This is a genomic window from Nitrospira moscoviensis (assembly GCF_001273775.1).
Lineage (GTDB): Bacteria > Nitrospirota > Nitrospiria > Nitrospirales > Nitrospiraceae > Nitrospira_D > Nitrospira_D moscoviensis.
Genome location: NZ_CP011801.1, coordinates 1592104 through 1616991 on the forward strand (window position 1 = coordinate 1592104; position 24888 = coordinate 1616991).

A 24888-nucleotide genomic window follows, 5' to 3' on the forward strand; every position below is an offset into this window, starting at 1 on the left:
ATACGACAAGTAGCCGGCCAATTCACGGGAGTGTCTGGCGGGCGCTGCGAAGAAGCTTAGGAGCGCGGGAGCGGTCGTTCAACCCATCGCCGGTAGACGAGCAGGCCGAGCAGCGCAAGCGTGCAAAAGGTTGCTCCCGCATAGAAGGTGAATGAGGCGCCGAGCCGATCCCAGAGGAAGCCGGCCAGCACGCTGGCGGCCAACGTCGCCAGACCGCCGGCCAGGTTGAAAAACCCGAACGCAGTCCCCCGTAAATCCGCGGGCACCGTATCGGCGACCATCGTGGCGAGCAAGCCTTGCGTCATGCCCATATGGAGTCCCCACAAGCCGATGCCGGCCAGCACGACGCTCCAATCATCGTGGGCCGCCAGCACGAGATCGGCTCCGATGAGCACCGCCAGGCCGAACGCCAACAGAGTCGTGTGGCGCATGCGATCGGCCAGTGCGCCGAACGGATAGGCCGATGCGGCGTACACGACGTTCATCGCCACCATGACGAGCGGCACCAGGGCGAGCGGCATGCCGCCTTCCTGGGCGCGAAGGACGAGGAAGGCTTCGCTGAACCGGGCGAGCGTGAAGACGGCCCCGAACCCTACCACCCACCAATAAGCGGATCGAAGGCGGGTGAGCGTTTCCCATCGAATGGGGTTGGCGCGCGCCGATGCCTGCCGATGCGCCGGTTCCCGGACGCCGACGGAGAGGAGGGCCACGGAGAGGAACGCCGGAACGACGGCCACCCAAAAGACGGCCCGGAAATCGTCATCCCACAAGAGCATCAATCCGACGGCAAGGACAGGGCCGGCGATCGCCCCCACGGTATCGAGCGATTGCCGCAAGCCGAAGGCCGCCCCTCGGATGGCGGGCGGCGCGATGTCGGCGATCAGCGCATCCCGCGGCGCCCCCCGTACGCCTTTGCCGATGCGATCGAGCAGGCGCGCGGTCAGGATCAGACCGATGCCGGAAGCCAATGCGAAAAGCGGCTTCGTGAAGGCCGCCAGAGCATAGCCGAAGATCGTCAGTCCCTTGCGCTTGCCCCAATAGTCGCTCAGCGTGCCGGAAAATACCTTGACGACCAGTGCCAACGACTCCGCAAGTCCTTCGACAATCCCTACGGCGATCGTGCCGGTGCCCAACACCGTGACCATGAACAACGGCAGCAGGCTGTGGATCATCTCCGAGGAGGCGTCCATCAGCAGGCTGACGAGGCCCAGTACCCAGATTCCCGACGGGATCCGGCGCAGCGACCGCTCGGCTGGTGGAGCCGCCTCCATGCCGGGGCATTCTACGTGGTCGGAGCCGCCCTTGCCATTGTGTCGCCATAAGCCCCACCGGACAGACTGTCCGTCGATGGACGAAATGTCAGGACGGCCCCGCCCCCTCGAAACCGCCCGCGCGATTCATGTGGTGAGGAGTACGGCGTTTGCGGGACCCTCTCGCGAATCCCTCTCTGGCAAGTGCTTTGCCCCTCAGAGGGCAGAGAGCCAAGGCGCGGTCTTGGCGCATTCCCAGTCATCAACGAGGAGGTGGATATGAAACGTGTGATGGCATTCGTCATCGGGCTGTGGCTTCCAGCCGTCGCATGGGCCGCCAACCCGTCCAATACCTATACCGGCACGACAGTGGAACACGTCGATACGGGGAAGCAAACGCTCAGCATCAAGACCAGAGAGGGGGAGAGGTGGACGTTGCATGTCTCGGATCCGGAGATGCTGAAAAAACAGAACGTGCAAAAGGGCGACACCGTCAGCGTCCAGGTGGATACGAACAACGAAGTGATCAAAATCGCCAAGGCCGGCGAGAGTGGATCGAGCGGAGGCGGGATGGAGCCAGGCTCCGGGCAGTAGTGTGTCCCCGAGAGGGAGCCAGGAGAGGAGGGCCATCTATGAAACGGGTGAAACACGGCGGGGTGGCGTGGGTCGTTGCGGGAGTCGCTTGTGCGGGGCTTGCGGGGAGCGCGCTCGCCCAAGACGGCACGCTCCGTCAATCGGAAAGCGGAGAAAGCGTGGGCAGCGCGCGCTCGGGATCGGCGATTGGCTCCGATCCGGGGACCTCAGGATCCACCGGCATGAGACGCGACCCCCATTCGGGAACCATGGTCCCCAACCCCGAACGACCTGGCGGCGAGGCGGGCGCCGACCAACCGGACAGTTCGACCAAACGGTCAGAAGGCGGACAACAGAGCCGGAGCTTTCAAGGGATGGCGCAAGTGCCGGCCGGGATCGGCGAACGAGGCACCGGCCAGACACAAAGCACGCTGGAACGATCGGGCGTCGGCGGCAGCGGGCGCTGATTCCGCCCACGCTCACGGCAACGTTCCACCCGGCAAGGTGCCGTCCGGGAGCGTTCCGCCGGGCACCGTTCCGCCGGGGAGCGTGCCGCCGGGCACCGTTCCGCCCGGGACGGTGCCGCCGGGCAAGGTGCCGCCGGGGAGCGTGCCGCCTGGGACGGTTCCACCAGGGAGCGTTCCGCCGGGGAGCGTTCCCCCGGGAACCGGGCCGTCCGGTAACATGCCGCCTTCCGGAGTATTATCGAGCCCCGAGATCTGAGGTCGCTCTTCCAACGGCCGTTCCAACTGTGCGTCAGTATGGAGGGGCGGCCGGTTGTCCGTTGCTCCCGTAAGCAGGCAGCTCAGGCAGGCCAGAAGTGTGAACAGTATCCGGTCGGGGAACGACAGAGCGGAAGCACGCGATCGCCACATCATCTGGTGCATATAGAGATCTCGTCAGTACAGGCCCTTCGTTCATTATTTAGCGAAGCAAGTTACATGCTACCTAGGAACGCGCGCTCTTGGCGATCTGGCACTCGGGTCGTGCCGGCTTAGATCGGCTTAGAGGAGAGTATCGCGCTCATCCCCGCGCGACGAAGCTTGTCTCGCTGATCTTCATGGAGCTATGATTGCCACTCCTTCCGATTGAGAGAGGAGGTGCCATGCCACGCGCACCGTTCTCCAGCACATCTTCTTCCGACTTCGTTCTCATACCTGGCGCAGGGAGGTGAACCGATGGGACCGACGAAAGTGGTCGTAGAGGGCAACGGACTCTATGATGCGGTCAGCGGCAAGCTGATCAAAGAGGGCTTCGCGAGCCGGCACGAGCTCGAGGACTATGTGAACCACCACTATCTGGTCCTGCCGGTGGTGGACAACGCCGGCCGGCCTTGGTCGCTGGACGGAAAGCCCGTCTATTGTCTGCGCGGCGTGCAATACGAAACGGTGAGCGATGAGAGACTCCACCTTGCCCGCTGCCCGGATTGCGGCGGCATGGGGATTCGGAGCGACGAGTTTACGGTGGAATCGGATTGCATTCGTTGTACGGCCTGCGGGCACGAGTTCGATGCTCGCTTGGAAATGATGGAGACGTAGGAGCAGGCTGTGGGCAAGGCCGTCGGCAAGCGGGACTGCGCCTATGCGATGCTCACCGTTGCGGGCGGGCGCGGGCCGTGTCGGAGAGCTGCGCCAGATTGTAGATGACTCTCGCGCCTGGTTTGAACGTCACGTAGTACCACATCCATTCCAGCATGACGCGCACCCGGTTGCGAAAACCGATGAGAAAGAAGATGTGCACGCCGCACCAGAGCAGCCACGCGAAGAAGCCGGCGAACCGGAATCGTCCCAACTGCGCGACGGCTTGCGCGCGCCCGATCGTGCTCAGCATGCCGCGATCCGCATAGGCGAAGGGCCGGCGCTTTTCCGGCGGGATGCCGAGGCGGATGAGCCGCGCGACATAGCGCCCTTGCTGCATGGCGACGGGCGCCAAGGCGGGAAGGGGCGTCCCCTCAGGTCCGGCGCAATGGGCCGCGTCCCCGATCACAAAGATGTGCGGGTCACCGGGAATCGACAGATCCGGCAGCACCTTCACCCGGCCGCTCTGGTCCCGAGGGACGTCGAGCGAGGCCAACAAGGGCGACGCTCGGTTGCCGGCTGCCCAGAGGATATTGGTGGTGCGGACGAATTCCGTCCCGATCGTCAGCCCATCGGAGCGGATATCCGTGACCGGGGTATCGAGCTTGATCGTCACGCCCATGCGCTGCAGCGCGCCCGCGGCGCGCGCGGAGAGATCGGGGCTGAAGGCCGGCAAGATACGCGGCCCGGCTTCGATGAGCACGATGGCCAGATCGTCCAGCCGCAGGGATGGAAAATCGGGGCCCAGCGCCCTGCGGCCGATCTCGGCCAGCGCGCCCGCCAACTCCACGCCGGTGGGGCCGCCGCCGACGATGGCGAACGTCAAGGGATGGCCTTCCCGTTCGGCCTCCTCGAAGGCCAACAGCATGCGCTCGCGCAAGTGCACCGCGTCGGTGATTGTCTTCAGCCCCGGCGCATAGGACTCCCAGGCGTCATGCCCGAAATAGGCGTGCCGCGAGCCCGGCGCGACGATCAGGGTGTCGAACGGCACAGGCCCATCGTGGTGGAGATGGACTTCCCGCCTGGCGCGATCGATGCGGACGACTTCCTCCATCATCACACGGACATGGCGTTGCCCGCGGAAGATGGCGCGAAAGGGCCAGGCGATGTCGCCGGGTGAGAGGGCGGCGGTGGCGACTTGATAGAGGAGGGGTTGAAAGCAGTGATGGTTGGTGCGGTCGATCAGCACCACGTCGGCATCGCGGAGCGACAGGGCGGCCGTCAGGCCGCCAAACCCTCCGCCGATGATGACCACCCCTGTACGAGCCATGCGACGAGAGGAAGGCTACGTGTCGCTCGCGGACCTGTCAAGGTTGATGGCCGCGAACGTGTGGGAGAATGACGCCGCCGTCGATCCTGACAGTCAACGTGTCGGAGGCGATAGGCGATGTCGAAGCGTTGCTGCTCCGCCCGGACGAGGCGCAGCGGCTTCTGGTATTGGCCGTCTGCGTCCCGCCCACGCCTCGTGCCGCCCTACAGCGCGTCCGTCGCTTCCGCAGCCCTTCGCCCGGCAATCGTGGATCAGTCGATGTTGAGAACTTTCAGGTCGAAGTAGAGCGTCTTGCCTGCCAATGGATGATTGAAGTCCAACGTGACGGTCTCGTCATTGATGGCGGACACAATGGGCCGGACACTGCGGCCCTGGGCGTCTTTCCCGTGCAGCTGGGTGCCTACGGCGATCTCCGGAGGCAGCTTGTCTTTGGGCACCTCCTGCAATGCCTCAGGGTCGCGCTCGCCATAGCCTTGGGCTGGCCGGACGGCGGCCTGCTTGGCTTGTCCGACGGTCATGCCCTCGACCGCCGTCTCGACGCCGGGGATGATCTGATTGGTTCCCTGGGTATAAGTCAGCGGCTCTTTGCCGACATTGGTATCGATCACCTCGTTGTTATCCAGCTTGACGGTGTATTCCAAAGAAACCACGTTTCCGTTGGAGACGGTCTTGTTCATTGGCGACGCTCCTTTCCGGAGAAACCTTGGGGTGGACATTGCGGAATTGCACGCTATTTCCACCCTAACAAGGCACTGTGGAGCCGCGCAAGGTGAGGATCGCCCGAGTTCAAACTTATAACGAGGAGGTAGCTATGAAGAAGGTGCTTGCTCTCGGAGCAGCAGGCGGCTTCATGATGCTGACTGGCGGAGACGTCTACAAATCGGGACCACGGGTAGCTCATTAGGTGGCCTCTATGACCCTTTCGAGGGATTGCCATTTTTTCTTACATTCGGTATTCCCCTCAAGCCTGTGACGTATCCCACCGGGTCCCTGCCATGAACGGAACGTCGTCATCTTTCCGCTTTCTGTCCGCGAACCACTCGAACCAGCCGGCCCCTCGCCGTCCAGTGTGTTCAGTCGATTCCTTCTGAGGAGGACACCATGGCCACAATTGCCGAGGTCAACTCTGCGCCCACTTCGTTCGAATGGCAGGAGACGCACGGCTTGCCGCTGCCGGCGTCGGGTATCCTCGTCTTTTCCTACAGGCGACAGCTGCAGTACATGAATCGCCGAGCCTGCGACTTGATCCGGTGCATCAATCATGCGAATGAGGCGCCGGGCTTGGTGCTGCCGTCGCTCTTGATCGACATGTGCGAGGAAATACGGGTCTGCCTCGACGATCGTTTGAGGGCGCAGATCCGAGAACCATTCCAAGTCGATCGGGTCGTGTCCGAAGGCGGACACAGGCTCCTTCTCCGCGGGTACGGGCTGCCTGGCCATGCGTCCGGTGCTCCGCCTCGCGCCGTCATCCTCATCGACGAGATGGAGCGGACCGAGGATACTGTCCCGCCGGGCGACACAGACGTCGCCTGATTCCAAGAGAGCTGTGCCCGGAGCCGGCGTCTGCGGCCGGAGAACCTGCATTAACGGGACATGACATGTCACAGCAGGGCCGCGTGTGAGCTTCTCTAGGATTCCACCGACCGGAGAGGAATCGGCACATCCCGACCGGAGGGATGGAACGCGTGTTCCGACGATTGAGCCGTGCGGGTATCACCTGGCCCATTTCATCGACCACGAGTCCGTCGAATTTACAGAAGGCTACGCGCTCACTCTCAACACCAGTCCGCAGGGGCTTCTGCTGCTCATCCCCCACCGTCCGGAAAGCCAGCAAGTGTTCGAAGTGCATCTGCCGGCTTCCGGCAAGCAGGGAAGAGTCGTCAAGTTGGTGGAAGCCTGCTGGACGCGCGAAGTGGCCTTCGGCACGGGAGGTATGGTGTATCTAGTCGGCGTCAAGGCCCTCTTTGAGCCCGGCTCATCCATGAGAGCAGTGCCGTGATGACCGGGGCGGCAGACTTGTAAACAGGTGGTCGGTGTTCACGAAGCGTTGGTTCGCCATCACCATCTTGATCGTTCTGCTTTTCAGCTCGTTGACCGGCTGTGGAAGCGGAGGCGGCGATCAGATCGTTTCAACCGGTGCAACGTCAACCACAACAGCCACCGTTATGGGATTAGATCCCCACGCGCTCTATTACTTCGCTGTCAGCGCCTATAACGGTGCGAGCAGTCCTTGCTCGAACGAGGTGCAGGCTGCGGCATCTCCGTCCGGCACCGTGTCCTTGATATGGAATGGAGTCTCCGACTCAACTGTTTCCGCCTATGATGTTCATTATGGGAAACAGTCCCCGGAACAGCATGCCGACTGCTCCTATTCCGATGTTCTGCGGGTACCGGTTTCATCTTAGTTTCGATGCGGCGGAGTCCACGGCTCGCTGAACAGCGGCGCCGGCGCGGCCTGATCGTGAGTTGGCGCGGAACCGCGCCGGCGGGAGGTGGAATTCTCGCTTGAACGCACGGTTGAAGGACGCTTCGGACTCGTATCCCACGTCGCCCGCCACTTCGGCCACGCTCTTGGAGGTGGATCGCAACAGTTGGGCCGCGAGGTGCATCCTCCAGCGCGTGAGATAGCCGATCGGCGTGTCCGAGAGATAATGGCGGAACCGCTCGGCGAGCACGGAGCGCGACACACCCACTTCGCCTGCCAGCGTGGCGATGGTCCAGGGCCGGGCCGGCTCTTGATGCAGGAGCGCCAGCGCCTTTCCGACGCCGGGGTCCCGCACGCCGGCGAGCCAGCCGGTCTGCGCCGGCGGCAGTTCCGCAATGTACCGCCGCAACGTTTCTACGAACAGCGCTTCGGACAATTTCGCGACAACCGCCGCGCCGCCCGGGCCGGAGGCCTCGGCGTGGTCTACAGAATAGCGCAACGTGTCTTCCAGCCATCGACCGGCGGCGTCGTCGCGAATATTGATCTTCACGATCGACGGAAGCCCGGCCAGGAGCATCCGACTGAGCTGCGGATCGCAGGTCATATACCCGCAAATGAGTTTGGTGAGTTCCCCGCCGCCGCCGAATCGGGAGAGTTTGAGGCCTTCGGAGAGCACGCGAGACAGCGTCTGCGCACTGTTCATCGGCGCGACGGCGGGACCGTTGCCCATCCGGTGCGCATGGCCGTGCGGCAGAATGACGATGTCTCCAGCCGCCAGCGGGAGCGGCGTCCCGTCGTGCTCCACGCGCACATAGCCGTGTCCCTCGGTGACGAGATGGAAAATGACCACATGCTTCGACTGGACGGAGAGATAGGACGCCATGGTGCAGGAGTCGGGCTCGACCGCGCACCAGGGCGCAGAGAATTCGCCGTTGAAGAAGATGGCGCCGTCGAGCTTCACGGCCTTCAGCACTTCAGAGAGCACGTCCATGCGAGGCTCTCCTTCGAGGGGCGGACAGTCGGCTAAGACGGCCGGACGCCCGGCTAACCGGACAGGCAGCTTAGCATTCCCCTGCGAAGAGAGCCAGACGCTCGGCTAAGACACGCCCCGCCTTCTTGCCTATAGTCAGTCGCGTACAGACAGACCGCAGTCAGAGCGGAAGGTGAACCACCTTACCTATCAGGGAGGCACGCCATGGTGACGCAGACAGTGGGATCGGACGGTGTGGACGTGAAGGCACGGCTCAAGGCGATTTGGACGGCCGGGGACTACGACCGATTCTCCCGGTACATGGAGGCCGGCGCGCGGGAATTTTATGAGCGGCTCAATGTCGCGCCGGGCTGCAAGCTCCTGGATGTCGGCTGCGGCTCGGGCCAGTTGGCTTTGCTCGCGGCGCGGGATGGCGCAGAGGTGGTCGGTGTGGACATCGCGGGCAATCTGGTGGAGCGGGCGCGGGCCCGGGCCCGCGCGGAAGGGCTGACGGCGCGTTTCGAGGAAGCCGACGCCGAAGCGTTGCCGTTCGAGGATGCCCGGTTCGACGTCGTGACCAGTCTCATCGGCGCGATGTTCGCGCCGCAGCCGGATCGCGTCGCGCGCGAATTGCTCCGTGTCTGCGTGCCGGGCGGCATGATCGCGATGGCCAATTGGACGCCGCAGGGCTTCATCGGACAGATGTTCAAAGCCGTCTCCAAATTCATCGCGCCGTCCGGAATGCCGGCGCCGGTCCTCTGGGGCGACGAGGCGACCGTCCGGCAACGGCTCGGGCACGGGCTCTCGGAACTCAATCTGACGAGACGGCAGTATCGCTTCGAATATCCGTTTCCTCCCTCGGAGGTCGTCGAGTTCTTTCGCCTCTACTACGGGCCGACCAATCGGGCGTTCGCGTCGCTGGACCAGGCCGGGCAGGCTCACCTCCGGAAAGAACTGGAAGAGTGGTGGACTCGGCACAATCAATCCGGGCCGGATTGCACGACGGTGTACGGCGAGTATTTGGAAGTCATCGGCGTTCGAGTCTGAATCACTGGATTGGAACCGGCGTTGAACAAGGAGGACACGATGACGATCGATCAGGACAAGCTCAACGAGTTTTTGGAGAAAGCGCTCGGCGATATCGGCGCGGCGTGGAGCGCCAACATGGTCTTGCTCGGCGACAAGCTCGGCCTCTACAAGGCGATGGCGCAGTTGGGTTCGGTGACGCCGGCCGAACTGGCCGACGCGACCGGGACGGCGGAGCGCTACATCCGCGAATGGCTCGGCAACCAGGCCGCCGGCGGCTACGTGACCTACGATCCCCCTACGGGCCGCTACAGGCTGCCGAACGAGCAGGCCGCCGCGCTGGCCGACGAGGGCAGCCCGTACTTTCTTCCCGGCGCATTCCAAGGCATCGCGGCCGGCTTCGCGGCGAATCCCAAGATCGAGCAGCGCTTCCGGACCGGCAAGGGGCTGGGGTGGGAGGAGCACGATCATCAACTGTTCGAAGGGACGGCGCGGTTCTTTCGCCCGAACTACGTGGCCCACCTCGTTTCAAGTTGGATTCCCGCGCTCGACGGCGTGGAGGCGACACTCAAGACCGGCATCCGCGTGGCGGATGTCGGCTGCGGATTCGGCGCTTCCACCATGCTGATGGCGCAGGCTTATCCCAACTCCACCTTCGTGGGCTTCGACTATCACGAGCCGTCTATCGAGGCGGCGAGACGGCATGCCAAAGAGGCGGGCCTGACGAACCTGACGTTCGAGGTCGCTCAGTCAACGGACTATCCGGGAAGCGGCTATGGGTTCGTCACCCATTTCGATTGCCTGCACGACATGGGCGATCCGGTCGGCGCCGCCGAGCACGTGAAGCAGACCCTGGCTCCCAATGGGACATGGATGATCGTGGAGCCCTTCGCCGGTGACAAAGTGGAAGACAATCTCAATCCAGTGGGCCGGGTCTTTTACGCCGCCTCCACCATGGTCTGTGTGCCGGCGTCTCTGCACTCCCACGGCCCGGCCTTAGGCGCGCAGGCAGGGGAAGCGCGTCTCCGCGAGGTCATCATGCAAGGCGGGTTCACGAGAGTCCGCCGCGCCACCCAGACGCCGTTCAACTTAGTCCTGGAAGCCCGGCTCTAAATTCCGAGTCAGGGCCCAGATCCCATTGGGAGTTGTGGAGGAAGGAGCCCCGCCCTCGGAAGAGGACGGGGCCCTTGTCCTATTGCCGTGTGAACTCTGCAGTCGGGACGATGAGAGAAGCCGGTATGGGCCAGCTAGGGTTGTCCCCAGTTATTGCAGAGGGCGCGAGATCGGAAGATAGCTCGGGATCTCACCAGCATGAGGGGAGGAGGAAGTATGCAACGGCTCCCACCGATATCTTTCGATCAGCTACTGCCCGAGTCCGATGAACTGGAAGAAGGCGGGCTGTCCGGCGACGGCTCCACGCCGGCTGACCGTATCAAGCTGGGTGTCGCGTGGCTGTGCACGACAGCGGCGGGTATCGCCGCACTCGTCTACTCGACGATGTCGCAAGTGCCCCAAATGTACACCGTAGGAGGGCTCGTGGGACTCCTCGTGATGTACGCGGCCTATGGTGCCTCTCTGAGAAAGAAGAACCCCGTCCAATTTGCAGACTCGCTCTACTACATGGGTTTTCTCTGGGCCGTCTTTGCCCTGCTCGCGGCCTTCGTGGCCTGGCCGGCTCTGAAATTGACCGCGGACGCCGTGCTCACGACATTCGGCTATGCGCTGGTCGCGACGTTTTCCGGAATGCTGCTCCGGATGTTGGTCATCCAGTTCCAGGCGACGCTGTCCGATCGGATAGTCTATGCCCAAGAGACGATCGACCGCCGCGTTGCGGCGCTCGCCCGCCAGATCGACGGCGCGACGATGGACATCGCGACCTTCACACGCCGTGCGGCGAACGAGCTCGGCGGCGCGCTCAACAAGCTTGTGCGGGCGCTCGACGAGACTCGAGACAAGATCACCGAGCAACAACGGACTATGACGGCGACGATGAGCGCCGGCTTTGAATCGTCGGTCAAAGAGATGCTGGGCCGGCTCACAGCGGTAGAGATTCCTCAGGACCTGCTCGCGACAGAAGTCGGCAAACTCGTCGCCGTCTTGGGGAAGCGGGGAGCAGACATCGAGCAAGCCGCTCGACAACTGGAAAAAAGTCTGGCGCAAACGGCCGAAACCGTGACTCGGCTCGGCGATTCGTTGTACGGATCGGAAGCCGCGAAGCGGGTTGGAACGGCCGTGAATGAGTTGTCCACGACGATTCAAGATCGAACCGGCGAATTCGCCAAGATGACCACGGCGCTGGAGAGCAGTCGCGCCGAGCTGGAGAGCCAGCTCAAGAGCATGCAGTCACTGCGATCCGCCTTCGGCAACGTCTCGACACAATTGGCGGCATTGGAGGCACAGCTGAGGGACGTGCCGTCGCAAGCGCTCAGTCTCGATGTCACCGATGGGCTTCTGAACATCCAAACGGCCATCCAGTCGAGTCTCGCCGCGAGCAAGGCCATCGAAACGGCCATGCGGGGAGTCATGTCTTTCTTGAAGGAGAGCGTGACCGGGGAGCAGGTGGTCCATGGAAAGTGACTCGCGTTCGGGGTGGGTGCTCGGCTTGTCACTGATCGAAGTGATGCTGCTCCTGCTCTTTGCGGGGATGATGGTCTATGTGGCGGACACGGTGGAGGGCAAGGGACAGGACGGCCGGCCCATCGTTGACGACGCGCGGGATATCGACGGAGGTCTCCAAGCCAGACTCGAGACGGTCATGGAGAAGAACAGTGACTTGGAAAAGCAGCTGAACGAGATGACGTTCCTGGTCAATGAAGTGAAGGGCATGGTGGGCGCGAAAGGGACGGCGAAAGAAAGCTTCCAGGAAGCCGTTGAAAACTTAAAACGCGGGTATGCTTTGTGTGAGAGAAACAACAATACGTTGATCGAAGCCAGCGTGCAAAACGGCGTGGAGACCGTGGCCGTCATCGGCGATATCCCGCCCGATTTGCGGGTGAGTCTGACGAAAGGGGATCAGACGTCGGATCTCGAGGAGATCGTGTCGTTCCTGCAAGATGTCTATCAATACGAGAAAGACCGGAATTGTCGGTTCACGTACCGGCTGAAGTATGCCACGGACAAGGACTACAGGAGGGCGAGACAAGCGTTCGAGAAGTATTTTTATCCCGAGAAGTGATGGGACCCTTCGTGCGGTGCCGATCGTCGTCCTCTCCTTGCCGAGGCGGAGCTGAATGACCACCCTTGACAATCGATGAAGCAACCTCAAGAATCTCGCCGGCGCTGATCCGTGTGCTCGATCTTCAGGCATAAACGGAATTGAGAATGGACCCAAATTTCTGGCACCAACGGTGGGAGAACAATGAGACCGGCTGGCACGAAGGGAAGGCGAACCCGCTGCTGGTCAGACATTTTCACGAGCTGTCTTTAGCTAAAGGCCGGCGGATCTTCGTCCCGTTGTGCGGCAAAACGCTCGATATTGGTTGGCTGCTCTCCAAGGGCCATCGGGTGGCGGGAGCCGAATTGAGTCAACTCGCCATCGAGCAATTATTCATAGACCTCGGCGTGCAACCGGAGATATCAAAAGTCGGCCAAGTCGAGCAGTGGAGCGCCAAGAATCTCGACATCTTCGTCGGCGATATTTTTGCGCTGTCGAAAAAAATCCTCGGCCCAGTCGACGCCGTCTATGACCGCGCGGCGTTAGTGGCCTTCCCCGAAGAAATGCGAAATCGATATACGGCCCACCTGACGGAGATAACCGGAAAGGCTCCGCAGTTGCTGATTTGCTACGAGTACGACCAGCGTTTAGCGGAAGGTCCGCCCTTTTCAGTGAACGCCGACGAGGTCAAGCGGCACTACGCCGGGACTTATGACGTGACGCTCATTGAAAGTGCGGATGTCGCCGGGGGATTGAAGGGGAAAGTTTCCGCCAAAGAGAATGTATGGCTGCTGAAGAGTAAGTGAGACAGTTCATTCGCCATGATGATGTGTAGCGCAGGACTCGCGATCAGAAAAAGACTCCCGACACCTACCCTAAGCTAGCGAGAATAGCGCTGGTCCGCCACGCGCCCTTCGATGAACTCAGGACTGGCCGCAAAATGGTTCCTAACACGCTCCAGAGACGGTTTTCCGGCGGTGAAGCGGATCGAGATCTGGAAGAAAGAGCAATCGCTCTTCTCTTCCCTCCGATGCGGTGAACTGTTCTCAGCAGCTGGAGGCACTCACAGGAGAGGGGATGCTCTCATGCGGAGAACACTCGTTCAGGGTTCGTCGTTGGGAAAATCCTCACTCTGTTTGAGCCAGAGTTCAAGAAGTCTTGTCTCGCGTTCAGACTGGGAAATGCGCTCCAAAGAGAACGCACCCGTCAAGCGATCTTCATAAAAAGAGCGTTGCTTCGCGTAGGTTTTCTTAAAGGCTTCGGTCTTGAGGGTCTTCCAATGGGCATCGGATATTCCAGCATGTGCCCGCAAGAGGCTGATCTCGATGGCTTGGAACGCAAAGACTTTCGCTAAGGCCTTGATGACAGTTGCATTGGAAATGACTCTTCGAATTTTATCAGCCATGACTGATCGTTTCCGTTATGCCAAGGCAAACAGAGGTGGACGGGCTTCTCCTCGTACTCCAGTCGCGATCAGTTCCGCACGCCGCTCCACACCTTTGCCGGATCGATCGCCTTGTCAGGATTGAGTGTCCTCGCCTTGTCCAGCAAAACATCCGTCGTTTCCGGATAGGCAGGGTCAGCAATGCAGCAATTGTCGACCGGACAGACCGCCGCGCATTGAGGTTCGTCAAAATGGCCCACACACTCGGTACAGCGGTCATGTGTGATCACATAGATATCGTTTCCCACTCCCTGGCCGTCGCCCACATGATTGCCCTTCGCTTCCGCGTCGCCGCGAGTTTCGAAGATAGCCTCGTTCGGACATTCGGGCAGACAGGCCCCACAGTTGATACATTCGGCGGTAATCAGCAGTGCCATGACACGCTCCTCCTTTTCGACCACAATATATGAATATGTAGCGCCCAAAGGCACCGGTGGGTCAAGTGCTATTATCGGCCGCGATGGTTCAATGATTCAAGCCGGACGGAATGAAGGCGCTAAGAGCCGCCCGCCACGCGCCGCGAAATTCAGAATGTCCCTATTTTTCACTCCCCGGACGTGTGAATCGACAGCAGCCGATTGGAACGGAGGATTGGCAGGCGGCAATTGCGACAGCATTTGGGTTGAATCGACGCTCAGACGGCGAGGGCGGCCTTGAAGGCCTTAGAAAAGTAGCCTGTCCCCCTTTCTTCTTCTCACACCAGATATCCCCCTCCGATCTCGAACAGACCGGCGAGAAGAAACAAGGCGACCGATTGTGCGATGAGCATAGATGTCTCCCCTGGACTGACGGTGCGGCCGATGCGCTGAAGTAACATGGACGGATCAATGGCGTAATGTCGAAAGGCATCGACTACGAGCCGAACAGTCTTGACGCAGCCGGTGGAGACGGTATCGCGTCGAGTAGTCAATAAATGGGTCAGACATGAGTACCGGACCTTCAACTGTGTGATTGCAAGGCCTGACCTTCGATTTTTGTTTCGAATCCGCCGCCGCAGTTCAGGCAGACATTGTGCGGCACATTGTCCATGCGAGCCACGCAGAAGGTGCATTCGTAGGAGCAGATACGCGCCCCCAGTGAAGATGCTGGAGGGCAGGACACCATGGCGAGTGGTGGCTAATTAGTGACCCCAAGACTTTGACCGGCAAGATAATATGATTGGTCAGGCCTCATGCATCTTGGGCTAACGTTTACTTCCGTTCCAACGACGAGCCACGTGCATGATTACATAATCCCATTTACCGCTGTACCCAGCAGGGGCCTTATCGCCAGAGCGAATACGGTTGCATCCCATAAGAATTAAACTGGCAATTTCTTTTTCCGGTGTGTTCGGATTAACTGCATAGATTCTCTTTTTGAAGTCACGCCAGGTCTGTTTAGGTTTCATGGGTTCGCTCCGCGTAAAGTTACATCGAGGCGGTCAGGGCTTCGTAAATTCAAGGACGATTTCTCGTCGCATCCGAGTGTCCATGGCCGCAACTGATTGACCAACCTTTGGCGGTGGTAGGTATCTTCGGTTGGCAGGCAAAGCTCTCGAATGCCGCGATGCAAGTTCAAGCCCGTGATTCTCTGCCACTGCGGTGACAATCGATGAATTCTTGATGAACGTACCGCGGTTCGTGGAGTCACCCACAACATAAACTGCGCGTCCACCTCGCTTAAGCACACGGGATACCTCGGCCAAGGCCTGCCCCATATCCCAAACATATCTTGCCAAGATGGCATGATCGTGAATAGAGAGTGCTGGCGTTAGACCAAGTTGTTTGATGAGTGACTTCACCCATGGAGCTTCCAAGGCTTCGCGAGAAGCCATCGGACTGCCAACACTTTCTCCTCGAATGCCTCGAAGTTCACAGATTGTATATCCCATCCATACTAATGAGAATTTACTGCACCGCATATAGTCGATGGCGTTTAAGTAGGGTGGAGAAGTAAGGACGAGGTCAATCGAGCAGCTATCATAGTCTAGTTGTCGTGCATCGCCTCGCTTGACAACAGTTGCCGGCCCGACTTTGCTTGCCCCCAGTTGTGGACAGTTCAAGACGATGGCATTAACAGCTGGGATAAAGCGATTGAATGGTTTGACAGGAGCGCGCTTAAATTTCCGATGAGGACGGCTATGGGATAGGTCCATTGCCAGTGAGGCACCCGCACTCTTCGTGATTATGAGACGAGAAAATCCGCACCATAGTGCGTCGCGCGTGGTGTTGTCGTAGATTCTGGAGATCGCCATAGATAATGAAGCTAGCTGGCGGCGCGCATAGTCATCAAACCAATAGCGAATGAACTCTCGAGTTTCGTCATCACTGCTAGGAGGGTAGGCTAGACCAAGAGGGAGCGATTTGAATATAGCCTTAGACCTGTCTAGTACCTCCTCCGCCTTGTCCTTAACCTTTGCTGCGTCGACGGTTCTGGTCCAAACACCAGCAAGTAGGACGGCCAATGGGTCGAGATCCATGCCGAATGCCTTGTGACCTTTCGAGCGCGCAACGGCGAGAACAGTGCCTGAGCCTGCCATCGGATCAAGTACGCGAAGAGAAGTAGCGCTCTTTCCTAGCGCATCGAGCGCAATTCCCGGAGCCATACGTGCTGGAAATGGGTGAATGGGGTTTCGTCCCAGTATTTCGAGGATGGTTTTCTTATGTGACTTCAGCATCTGAGGGCACGGTCCTTCAATATTGTGGAGGCACAGTGGATGCCTCTAATCAGTGCAGTTCATTCAAATGTGCTTTGGTTGCGGCTTCAATTGCGGCAAGAACGTTCGCAGGGCTTTGGTTCAATTCAACTGTTCGATCAGTTGCAGTGATCTCATAGCTTGCCATCGCGGCCATCGCCTTACACAACTCAACTAGCTCATCGTTTGTTGATACCTTGTACGGCGGTGTTTCCTTGCCCAGGGCAACTCGTAGCGCTCCATACTCGACTGCAGCCAAATCGTATTCCTGCTGCAGAGCATGAATCGCGTTAATTATCCTGGAGTAGGGCGGCTTTGCTACAATTTCCTTCTCGGCGGCATCAATCCACGCTTTGCACTCCTCTGGCAGGCTGCATTTCCAAAGGAGATCGCGAATCTTGTCCAGTCCTAACCGCTTAATCGGGCGAAGCTGTACCAATCGTGCAAGATCGTCGACATGAATTGCGGTGATCGTGCGAGGTGTTCCTTTTGCTTCAGTGTTTTCCCTGTCGGCTCTAATCTCCTTTGCGAGTGCACTGTCTTTCCCTGGCGTGTGATCGAACGCTGGCGCTACAACAATTGCATGGTCGCACTGAGCCTCATCACGTTGGCGTGCGATTGCAGAAACACCAAAGGTCTTTGTCTTTAGCTTGGTGCCATCCTTCTTCTTGCTCTTTGCCTCTAGCGTTGTTGCATATCTTCGTGGCTTCTTGTCGTCTCCAGGACTCAGGTGTGCTTTGGCTACTCCATCAGGTTTGCCCTTGCCACCTACTCGTGTTGCATCGAACCCTAAGCAACGGAAAGCCTCGACGACTTCACTCTCCAGTTTGTCCTCGTCATTTCTTGCGTTTCGCAGTGCGTTAGCTACGATTAGCGCGGTTCTTCTTCCGGATTCCTGTGCAACATAGCGGAGTAGCTGATCACGAAAAATCATGACCTCATCAATCTGGGTCTGTTTCAAGCCGGCCTGGTGTAAATGTGATTCCAGGAGTACTTCGGCCATGGCGAACATTTCCAAGGGAAGGCCGCTTGTCTTGCTAGTGAATTCGTCGAAGAAAGCTCCGATAAATGGATGAAGACCATTGACTCGAAGGCGTCCGGATATTGCATCATAAACTGCGATTCCGTCGTCCGAAGTTGCGTTGTAGGCGAAGTCAATCCCTGTTATAAAATGCTCGGGTATTTCCGCGCGCGTCTCAAGATCTGCGATTATCTTATCCCGCTCTGCCTGTGTTGTGCCCAGTGGGAGAGCAATGTACCGTGATCTAATCTTGCCATGTAGAGCGGCTCGAGCCATGTCGATGATCGGACGACGAGCCAGGCTAGTTGGACTACTTGCAAGTTTGATTGCGAGCTTTGCTCCCGGTTCGTCATTCGCATCAAGTCTTTCCAACTCCGGACGAATTTTGTTGAAGATGGCCCGCAGAATGTTTTGCGCATCCCTAAGAACCGGTCCTTCACGTATGCGTTCTCTGTCTGATTGTAGGTATTCGTCTAGACCATCCATGTGGACAACCACACGGATTCGTCCGAATGTCCCATGCCGGAGTTCGTCTGGTGAAATGCCAAAATGGCCGTCCTCAGCGTTGATCAGGCGTCCCAGTATATAAACGAAAAAGCCATGGCTTCGGCCAAGTTCATCAGATTTCCCTGTTAGTAGATTGCGATACCCCTCGGCGTACCCAGTTATTCGACCGACGGCGCTATGTTCCAAACCATGCCTCGTCACGGATTCTTTGGGTTGGTTTATGTCCTCACTGACCTGGATCTCGTCAGGAGCAGGCTTAGGCAGTTCATCGATGTCTCTGCCGAGAATCCATTTTTTCAGAAGCCCCTTACCTGACTTGCTAGGTTCGAGTTTGCTTCCATCAAGATGGATCGCAAAGTCATCGCGCAAAGGGAGGGCAGTGCGAAGCACCCATTCCAACCTCCCTCGGCGAATTTCATGAACCTTTTCTTTCAATTCTGACAGGATCGCAAAAGTCCAAGAAGCTTCCGCTTTTGTTCCAAACAGCCTCATACCGCATTTCTTAAACGTTGAGAGATCTAGCCAGCCCTTCAATGCTGCTTTGGCCTGGTCCTCTGTTAGTTCTCGCAGGGCGATCCTTATCGGTGTCTTCGGTTCAATCTCCTCGTCTCCGCGATCATCGACCATCTTATAGCTCATGGATGTCGAGTAATACTTTGCATCCTTCTTAGAAATATGGGTGAGGCGGTTGGCAAGAACGTAGGTGGCAAGCTTACCAATACCGAACTTGCCGATCTGCTGTCTTCCTAGCGGTAATGTTTTTAGATCCCGCTTGAGGCTCTTACCGATAAGCCAGTGTCGTTTCAAACCATTTGCGTCCATCCCCTCCCCATTATCGAGGACAACTATCGTGGCGGCCTGGTCGTGAAAATCTGAGGGGAGAAAAACAGCTACTTGTTTAGCTCCTGCATCAAAGGAATTGGCAACTAGTTCCTCAACAGCCTTGTTGGGGCTGGCGTACAATCCCTCAGAAAACAGCCGTACAATCCGGTAGCTTAACCGGACGTCAAGCTTTTCTTTCTCTGCGCCAGCTAAGGCAAAATCAGGATCAATTATCAAGGGAGTTATCTCATTTCGAGGATTGGGAAAACCATCCGAGTTCTCGCTACTGCAATTACGGCGGGCATTGTACTGTTTTGGTGGTGTTGGGTCTATATGAGTGCATTATTTTCGCCTCCTTCTTTCTTGGCAGAGGGAGCTCTGCTGGCTGAGCAGCCACCGTTTCACTCCTTTGTAAATAGTTTGCCTGCTCGAGCGGGGATTAGGCACTTGCTGTAGCCGCCGTTGGCGAGACAAAATATCCGCGAAGCGGGTTCCCTATGCTCGGAGGTCCGTTCAGGCCCAGCAGGGCTCAGGCTTCTGCTCGAGCGAAAGTAGAGGTCAGTCTTGCAGTGATGCATTCTGTTTTGGACGGGAAGCTGCCAGGCGAGTGGGCTAGTACTGATCTGCTCTATTTCACCATATGCGTCTTTTCCGCCAGCTCTTTCGTGACCCGTTGCAGGTCGTCGCGGACGATTTGGTTCTTGCCGGGATCGACGCGCATCATGTAGGTGCCGTGGCCGACTTCCTTCCCGCCGGGGAATTCGTAGAGCTGGGCGACGACTTTCATCATCGCGTAGTCCTTGGTGAACCAGCTCTTCTGGCCGTTGGTCGTCACGGTCGGCGCCCAGAGGACGTAGAGGTAGTCGGTGCCCAGGTTCTTGTGCAGTTGCTTGACCCGCTCCACGTCCGTCTTGGCGTAGTCCACGTCGATCTCGAAGTAGGCTGAGTTGTACGGGCCCTTGATGAGCTGCGGATAGTTGGGGATGGCCTGAGCGACCTGCTTCTGCGGCATCACTTGAAACTGGCTGGTGGTCGTGAGTTCATAGGCGAGCGCCTGCGCCGCATCGAGGGAACTGGGATTCGTGAGGCCGGCGATCACGGCGAGTTTCTTGCCCTTCGGCGTGAACGGTTCCTGCGTCAGTTGAAACGTCGCGCATCCCTGCGCGAACAGGGCAGTGGCCAGCATCATGGCCCAGAGATACTGCTTCCGCATGGTCGACTCCCGCGTCACTTCTTCTTCCCCGTGTTCGTCACTTTGATGAACTCATCCACGATGTCTTCGGCGGAATTCTTGAGCAGCTCGTCAACGTAGTAGCCTTTGGGCCGGAAGAGCTGCAGGAAGCTGTCGCTGTTCCGCTTGTTGAAGGCGGTGTGCGAGACGATTTTGCCGGCCGGGTATTCGAGCATGTTCCCGTAGACGTTCGTGGAATAGGTATTGGTGCAGCCGCCTTGATTGGAGCAGGTCGTCGTTTTGGTGAGCCCCTTGCTCCAGATCACGAACATGTAGTTGGTCTTGAGCTTCGTCTGAATCTTGTCGAGCTTGGGCTTTTCCGACGGATCGACCCAGGCCACTTCACCGTCTCGTTCTTCGACCGACTTGATGGTCAGCGGGTAACTGGGGATGGCCTTGCTCACATCGCTCTGCTCGACCACTTGCAGCGTCGTCCGTTCCTTCAGTTCCTTGGTGAGATATTCCGCCAGCTTGAGATCCGCCTCTTCCGATCCGCCGGTGATGACGCTGACCGAGGTGGGCTTGATCTGGTGACCGGCGTCCTTGAGCGCGAACATCGTCCCGCCGCCGCAGCCGCCTACGAGCAAACCCGCGATGACAAGCGCGAGCGGACGTATGGCCGTCGATATGTTCTTGAAGCGGGTGCTGTACATAGCTCCTCCTCTGTGGCGAGATCTAACAGGAAAAATTTAGCAGGCAGCGGGATTCCGTCAATTCCACGCGGTATGGTGTGGAAGAGGCGAGGCCAGCAAAATGGCGCACGGGTGAACGTTGTTGGCCGTTTCGTGCCGCCGAGGCCGATCACTTAGAGCCTATCTCCCCCATGGAGCCTCAGCGAGCACGAAGGACTATCTGACGATCCGCTCCGCCGCTCTTGAATATCCTTCTTCGCGCCCCGTACAATGTCCACTCTCATAGCCTAACCCCTTGGCATTCCGGCGATTTGGGAGTGCCTGGCCGAGACAGGAGCCTCCTTCATGCGGGTCGAGTATTCGAAGGGTGAACGGGCCTCCAGAGAGCTGATCCTGCTCCATCGCCAGACATCGGAAGCGGCGGCCGGCCGGAAGATGAAGGTAATGCTGATCTTCCCGCCCGACTGGTTCCCTTCCGAACCCTATCTGAGTCTTCCGTCGCTCACCGCCGTCCTCCGCCAGGCCGGCCATACCGTCATCCAAAAAGACGTCAATCTCGAGATGTGGGACTGGTACTTCAGTGAGGACTTCTTGAAGAAGGTTCTGCGCCGGGTGCCGCAACAGCTCGACCGGCTGCGGAAGCTCTCGAAGAAGCGGGAGCTGACGGCCGACGAGATGGATCTGCAGATGGCCCTGTGCGACGTGACGCGCCAGCGGATCGACGAGCTCACGAAGAAGGCCGAGAAGGCCAAAGCGATCATCCGAGGAGAGACGTTCTACGATATCGATCAGTTGGAGTGGGCGGTTCAAGTCTTCCGCGAAGTCACGGCCACGATCTCGATGGTCTATTACCCGGCCCGGATCTGCATGCCGCCGATGGAGACGGACCTGTCGTACAAAGTCTATGTCTCATCCGAGATCATGGATGCCATCGAAGACCAGCAAGTGAACATCTACCGGGACGTGTTCGACCATCTGGTGAAACCGGTGATTGATTCCGAGAAACCCGACGTCGTCGGCATTTCTATCGTTTTGCAGCAGCAGATGTTCTCCGCGATGACGTTCTGCGCCCTCATCAAGCAGCACTTCCCGCACATCCATGTGACGATCGGCGGCAATACGGTCACTCGCCTGCGCGACGTGCTGCCGCAATCGCCGCTGTTCCAATATTTCGACAGCGCCGTGGTCTATGAAGGGGAAACGGCGTTCGTCCAGTTGGTCTCGGCGGTCGGGGCCAAGCGCAGCCTGACCGACGTGCCCAACACCATTTATAAAGATGAGACCGGCGTCCATACGTCGGCGACCAGCTTTGCGGAAGACATGCACAGCCTCCCGCCCCCGGATTTCGACGGCCTGCCGCTGGAGAAGTATTTCGTCCCGGCGAAGATCCTGCCGTATCTCGCCACGCGCGGCTGCTACTGGGGCCGCTGCGAGTTCTGCGACCATGGCGAGGGCTACACGGCGGGCTACCGGTCCAAGAAGATCCAAGACATCCTAGATGAGATCAAGCACCTGCGCGACAAGTACGGGGCCCGGCATTTCCATTTCACCGATGAATCCTATCCGCCGGCCTTGTTCCGAAAGCTGGCGCGGGGATTGGTCGAGAGCCGGATGGACATCTTCTGGACGACGCACATGCGGTTCGAGAAGAGCCTGTTGGAAGACGCCGTCTGGCAGGACGCGAAGGAGTCGGGTTGCCGCTATCTCCATTTCGGCTACGAGTCGGGCGTGGAGCGGGTGCTCAAGCTGATGGACAAGGCCACGACGACCGAGGTGATGACGAAGCACCTCAAGCTTACGGCCGAGGCGGGCATCTGGAACCACTGCATGGGCTTCTTCGGGTTTCCCGGCGAGACGAAGGAGGAAGCCTGGCAGTCGGTGCAGTTCCTCGAGCAGAACAAGGACTATGTCCATTCGCTCGGCTTCGGCACGTTCGACCTGGGCCGGCACAACCCGGTGGCGAAACATCCGGAGAAGTGGGGCGTGACGGCCTACAAGAACCCGGAGTGGGACCTGGCGCTCGACTACTACTATACGGTGAAGGACGGCATGAGCATCGAAGAGGCCGAGCGGGTGTTCGAGCAGTTCGAGCGGAATCATTACGCGGGCTGGGACCTGCGGCTCTACATTCGCGAATACATCTTTCTGTACATCTGCCGCTTCGGGCTTCAGAAATTACCTGACCTGCAGTATCAGGCGATGAAAACCGCGGGCGTGGTGCCGACGCTGGCGGGGAAGATGTGACCCTTCACCTTCGCCGCTCCCCAGGGGGGAGAGGGACGGGAAAGGGGCGGGCGAATGACGATTGAGGGTTGACGAGAGAAGACATGAGCGCCAATGGACTCGTTCAAATCGACGGCCTGCCCCCGATCAAGAAAGAAGATCGGAAGCAGTCGAAGGTCATGCTGCTGTTCCCGCCGGAATGGGTGCCCACGGCGCCATATCTCGCGCTGCCGTCGCTCACGGCCGTGCTTCGCGGAGCGGGGCATGCCGTGATTCAGCGCGACATCAACATCGAGATGTACGACCACTTCTTCAGCATGGACTTCCTGATCTGGCTGAAGGCCCGGCTTGGCATGCAGCTCAAGGAGCTCCAAGATAAGGAAAAGGCCGGTGTCATCACCGAGCAGGAGGCGGATCAGAAGCTCGTGGTCGAGCGGGCGAACGCCGTCGACGTGTTCGACTTGGCCGACCGGGCCGAGGACGCCAAGCGCATTGTCCGCGGGGAGCGGTTCTACGACGCCGACAAGCTCGAATGGGCGCTGAATACGTTCCGCGAGGTGATGCAGTACATCTCCGCGGCCTACTATCCGGCCTCGCTCGTCTTTTATCCCATGGAAAGCAACCTCGGGTACCGGCCGGGGGTGTCGAAGGAAGTGTTCGCCTGTCTCGACGACGAGCAGGTGAACGTGTACCGCGACATCTGCAATCAGCTCGTGCTGCCTTCGGTCGCCAAAGAAAGGCCCGATGTCGTCGGCCTGTCGATCGGCACGCAGATGCAACTCCTGGCCGGCCTCACGTTCTGTAAGATGATCAAGGAGACCTTCCCGGACGTCCACGTCGTCGTGGGTGGGAACGTCATCACCCGCCTGCAGGAGGAGCTGCCCCATCACGAACGATTTTTCAAGGAGGTCTTCGACTCGGCGATCTTGTACGAAGGCGAGCATGCGCTCTTGTGGCTTATTGAAGCTCTGAACGGCCAGCGGGACATCGCCACGGTTCCAAATCTGATGTATCGGGACGCCGCGGGGCAGGTGCAACAGAACAAGGAAGTCTATACGGAAAAAACGACGGCGCTGCCGCTCCCGGACTTCGACGGCCTGCCGCTGGACCACTATTTCGTGCCGGAGCGCATCATCCCGTATCTCGCCACGCGCGGGTGCTACTGGGGCCGCTGCACCTTCTGCGATCACGGCCAGGGCTATTTCGATCAGTACCGCGGTATGACGGCGCAGCTGGTGGTCGAGCAGGTGAAGGCGCTGCGCGACAAGTATCAGTGCCGGCACTTTCTGTTCTCCGACGAGTCCTATCCGCCGGCGCTGTTCAAAAAGGTGTCGCAGCTGTTGGTCGATCAGAACGTCGGCGTCAAATGGACGACGCTCATCCGTTTCGAAGAGACCTTGCAGGATCAAGCCATCTGGGATCTCGCGGCCAAAGCCGGCTGCTGCACGCTCTACTACGGGATGGAGTCGGCGAACGAGCGCGTGCTCAATCTGATGGACAAGCATGCGAAGAAAAGCGTGATTCAGAATAATTTACAGTCGGCGGCCAAGGCCGGCATCTGGAACCACGTGATGGCGTTCTACGGCTTCCCCGGCGAGACGCGGGAAGAGGCGTTGGAGACGCGGCAGTTCGTCCTCGACAACCAGCCCGTGATCCATTCCGTCGAGCTGTTCTACTTCGTGGCCTACCGGCACACGCCGATGGTCCGCAATCCCGAGAAGTTCGGCATCACGATCCACAAGCAGGAAGAGTACGACCTGCCGCTCGACTATTACTACACGCTCAACGAGCCGGTGGGGATTTCCTGTCTCGACGCGATGCAGCTCTGCGAAGAGTTTTACAAGAACGACTTTCAGCCCTGGGCCGTCCGCGTGAACGCCCGCGAGCACGTCTTCCTGTACATCTCCAGGTTCGGCACGAACAAGCTGCCGCAGATCTACGCGCAGCGCCAGACGGTCGGCGTGTCGGACAGTGTGTCGGGTCTCGTCACGTGGCCGGTGGCTCATTCGGAGGGCGACGAGGGGATGGCGCGGGTGACGAGCCACGAGGTAGGGTGAAGAAGGCTGAGGCTTAGGTGAAGGCTGAGTTC

26 protein-coding genes and 1 pseudogene are annotated in these 24888 nt (G+C 59.2%); 13 read left to right on the top strand and 14 right to left on the bottom strand.

All coding sequences use genetic code 11. The features are described from left to right. Positions 1-56 precede the first annotated feature (56 nt). Positions 57-1271 carry an MFS transporter gene (locus NITMOv2_RS07815; RefSeq protein WP_053379330.1) on the bottom strand — a complete coding sequence of 405 codons (1215 nt, stop codon included), beginning with the start codon at positions 1269-1271 and terminating at the stop codon, positions 57-59. 258 nt (positions 1272-1529) lie between these two features. Here NITMOv2_RS07815 and NITMOv2_RS07820 point away from each other — a divergent pair, with 258 nt between their 5' ends. Then, positions 1530-1844 (top strand): hypothetical protein, encoded by a 315-nt coding sequence (locus NITMOv2_RS07820; RefSeq protein WP_053379331.1) that lies wholly within the window; start codon positions 1530-1532, stop codon positions 1842-1844. Positions 1845-1882: 38 nt separating this feature from the next. Continuing rightward, on the top strand, positions 1883-2290 hold the full coding sequence (locus NITMOv2_RS07825) for a hypothetical protein (protein ID WP_053379332.1): 408 nt from the start codon (positions 1883-1885) through the stop codon (positions 2288-2290). 12 nt (positions 2291-2302) lie between these two features. Here NITMOv2_RS07825 and NITMOv2_RS23830 read toward each other — a convergent pair whose 3' ends face one another. Then, complete coding sequence (locus NITMOv2_RS23830; RefSeq protein WP_187299402.1) at positions 2303-2710, bottom strand: hypothetical protein; 408 nt, start codon at positions 2708-2710, stop codon at positions 2303-2305. Positions 2711-3001: 291 nt separating this feature from the next. Between NITMOv2_RS23830 and NITMOv2_RS07835 the strand changes: the two genes are divergently transcribed. Continuing rightward, positions 3002-3361, top strand: coding sequence for a hypothetical protein (locus NITMOv2_RS07835; protein ID WP_053379334.1), 360 nt, complete (start codon positions 3002-3004; stop codon positions 3359-3361). Positions 3362-3413: 52 nt separating this feature from the next. On the opposite strand, the gene NITMOv2_RS07840 is transcribed toward NITMOv2_RS07835, so the two are convergent. Both NITMOv2_RS07840 and NITMOv2_RS07845 read right to left on the bottom strand, forming a co-directional pair. Then, a complete protein-coding gene (locus NITMOv2_RS07840) occupies positions 3414-4670 on the bottom strand; it encodes an NAD(P)/FAD-dependent oxidoreductase (protein WP_053379335.1) in 1257 nt (418 codons plus the stop codon). A gap of 251 nt (positions 4671-4921) precedes the next feature. Then, positions 4922-5347 carry an FKBP-type peptidyl-prolyl cis-trans isomerase gene (locus tag NITMOv2_RS07845; RefSeq protein ID WP_053379336.1) on the bottom strand — a complete coding sequence of 142 codons (426 nt, stop codon included), beginning with the start codon at positions 5345-5347 and terminating at the stop codon, positions 4922-4924. Positions 5348-5771: 424 nt separating this feature from the next. Here NITMOv2_RS07845 and NITMOv2_RS07850 point away from each other — a divergent pair, with 424 nt between their 5' ends. The 3 genes from NITMOv2_RS07850 to NITMOv2_RS23370 all read left to right on the top strand — a co-directional run bounded on the left by NITMOv2_RS07850 (position 5772) and on the right by NITMOv2_RS23370 (position 7075). Next, on the top strand, positions 5772-6203 hold the full coding sequence (locus NITMOv2_RS07850) for a hypothetical protein (RefSeq protein WP_053379337.1): 432 nt from the start codon (positions 5772-5774) through the stop codon (positions 6201-6203). 85 nt (positions 6204-6288) lie between these two features. Continuing rightward, positions 6289-6669 (top strand): hypothetical protein, encoded by a 381-nt coding sequence (locus NITMOv2_RS07855; protein ID WP_053379338.1) that lies wholly within the window; start codon positions 6289-6291, stop codon positions 6667-6669. A gap of 34 nt (positions 6670-6703) precedes the next feature. Further along, positions 6704-7075: a hypothetical protein gene (locus NITMOv2_RS23370; RefSeq protein ID WP_145976219.1), complete on the top strand. Its 372-nt coding sequence runs from the start codon at positions 6704-6706 to the stop codon at positions 7073-7075. Here the strand turns inward: NITMOv2_RS23370 and NITMOv2_RS07860 are convergent. Next, positions 7067-8086 (bottom strand): AraC family transcriptional regulator, encoded by a 1020-nt coding sequence (locus tag NITMOv2_RS07860; RefSeq protein ID WP_053379339.1) that lies wholly within the window; start codon positions 8084-8086, stop codon positions 7067-7069. The two genes, NITMOv2_RS23370 and NITMOv2_RS07860, sit on opposite strands and share 9 nt — an antisense overlap. Before the next feature lie 204 nt (positions 8087-8290). On the opposite strand from NITMOv2_RS07860, the gene NITMOv2_RS07865 reads away from it, so the two are divergent. From NITMOv2_RS07865 to tmpT, 5 genes are all read left to right on the top strand, one after another. Beyond that, positions 8291-9112 carry a class I SAM-dependent methyltransferase gene (locus tag NITMOv2_RS07865; protein ID WP_053379340.1) on the top strand — a complete coding sequence of 274 codons (822 nt, stop codon included), beginning with the start codon at positions 8291-8293 and terminating at the stop codon, positions 9110-9112. Between the two features lie 39 nt (positions 9113-9151). Continuing rightward, complete coding sequence (locus NITMOv2_RS07870; protein WP_053379341.1) at positions 9152-10204, top strand: methyltransferase domain-containing protein; 1053 nt, start codon at positions 9152-9154, stop codon at positions 10202-10204. Positions 10205-10420: 216 nt separating this feature from the next. Then, positions 10421-11668 (top strand): hypothetical protein, encoded by a 1248-nt coding sequence (locus NITMOv2_RS07875; protein ID WP_053379342.1) that lies wholly within the window; start codon positions 10421-10423, stop codon positions 11666-11668. After that, positions 11658-12266 carry a hypothetical protein gene (locus NITMOv2_RS07880; protein WP_053379343.1) on the top strand — a complete coding sequence of 203 codons (609 nt, stop codon included), beginning with the start codon at positions 11658-11660 and terminating at the stop codon, positions 12264-12266. The genes NITMOv2_RS07875 and NITMOv2_RS07880 overlap by 11 nt, the downstream gene beginning before the upstream one ends. A gap of 146 nt (positions 12267-12412) precedes the next feature. Next, the gene (tmpT, locus tag NITMOv2_RS07885) at positions 12413-13051 is read left to right on the top strand and encodes a thiopurine S-methyltransferase (RefSeq protein ID WP_053379344.1); all 639 of its coding nucleotides are present in this window, start codon (positions 12413-12415) and stop codon (positions 13049-13051) included. A 296-nt stretch (positions 13052-13347) separates the two neighbouring features. Here tmpT and NITMOv2_RS07890 read toward each other — a convergent pair whose 3' ends face one another. The 9 genes and pseudogenes from NITMOv2_RS07890 to NITMOv2_RS07910 all read right to left on the bottom strand — a co-directional run bounded on the left by NITMOv2_RS07890 (position 13348) and on the right by NITMOv2_RS07910 (position 20597). Continuing rightward, positions 13348-13650, bottom strand: a complete 303-nt coding sequence (locus NITMOv2_RS07890; RefSeq protein ID WP_053379345.1) for a hypothetical protein — start codon at positions 13648-13650, stop codon at positions 13348-13350. A gap of 68 nt (positions 13651-13718) precedes the next feature. Continuing rightward, the gene (locus tag NITMOv2_RS07895) at positions 13719-14066 is read right to left on the bottom strand and encodes a 4Fe-4S dicluster domain-containing protein (protein WP_053379346.1); all 348 of its coding nucleotides are present in this window, start codon (positions 14064-14066) and stop codon (positions 13719-13721) included. Positions 14067-14383: 317 nt separating this feature from the next. Continuing rightward, positions 14384-14506, bottom strand: a complete 123-nt coding sequence (locus NITMOv2_RS24645; protein ID WP_274519511.1) for a YnfA family protein — start codon at positions 14504-14506, stop codon at positions 14384-14386. 164 nt (positions 14507-14670) lie between these two features. After that, positions 14671-14793, bottom strand: a pseudogene (locus tag NITMOv2_RS24970) (DUF1272 domain-containing protein); the annotation flags it as partial. Positions 14794-14872: 79 nt separating this feature from the next. Beyond that, positions 14873-15076 (bottom strand): hypothetical protein, encoded by a 204-nt coding sequence (locus NITMOv2_RS23375; RefSeq protein WP_145976220.1) that lies wholly within the window; start codon positions 15074-15076, stop codon positions 14873-14875. A 33-nt stretch (positions 15077-15109) separates the two neighbouring features. Then, a complete protein-coding gene (locus NITMOv2_RS23380) occupies positions 15110-16345 on the bottom strand; it encodes a class I SAM-dependent methyltransferase (protein ID WP_145976221.1) in 1236 nt (411 codons plus the stop codon). A gap of 49 nt (positions 16346-16394) precedes the next feature. After that, entirely contained in the window at positions 16395-18950 is a 2556-nt protein-coding gene (locus NITMOv2_RS07900; protein ID WP_053379347.1) for an ATP-binding protein, read from the bottom strand. 391 nt (positions 18951-19341) lie between these two features. Further along, a complete protein-coding gene (locus NITMOv2_RS07905) occupies positions 19342-19926 on the bottom strand; it encodes a hypothetical protein (protein WP_145976222.1) in 585 nt (194 codons plus the stop codon). A 14-nt stretch (positions 19927-19940) separates the two neighbouring features. Continuing rightward, a complete protein-coding gene (locus tag NITMOv2_RS07910; RefSeq protein ID WP_053379349.1) occupies positions 19941-20597 on the bottom strand; it encodes a hypothetical protein in 657 nt (218 codons plus the stop codon). Positions 20598-20921: 324 nt separating this feature from the next. Between NITMOv2_RS07910 and NITMOv2_RS07915 the strand changes: the two genes are divergently transcribed. Beyond that, complete coding sequence (locus NITMOv2_RS07915; RefSeq protein WP_053379350.1) at positions 20922-22820, top strand: B12-binding domain-containing radical SAM protein; 1899 nt, start codon at positions 20922-20924, stop codon at positions 22818-22820. 83 nt (positions 22821-22903) lie between these two features. Next, a complete protein-coding gene (locus NITMOv2_RS07920) occupies positions 22904-24856 on the top strand; it encodes a B12-binding domain-containing radical SAM protein (RefSeq protein ID WP_053379351.1) in 1953 nt (650 codons plus the stop codon). Positions 24857-24888: the final 32 nt, after the last annotated feature.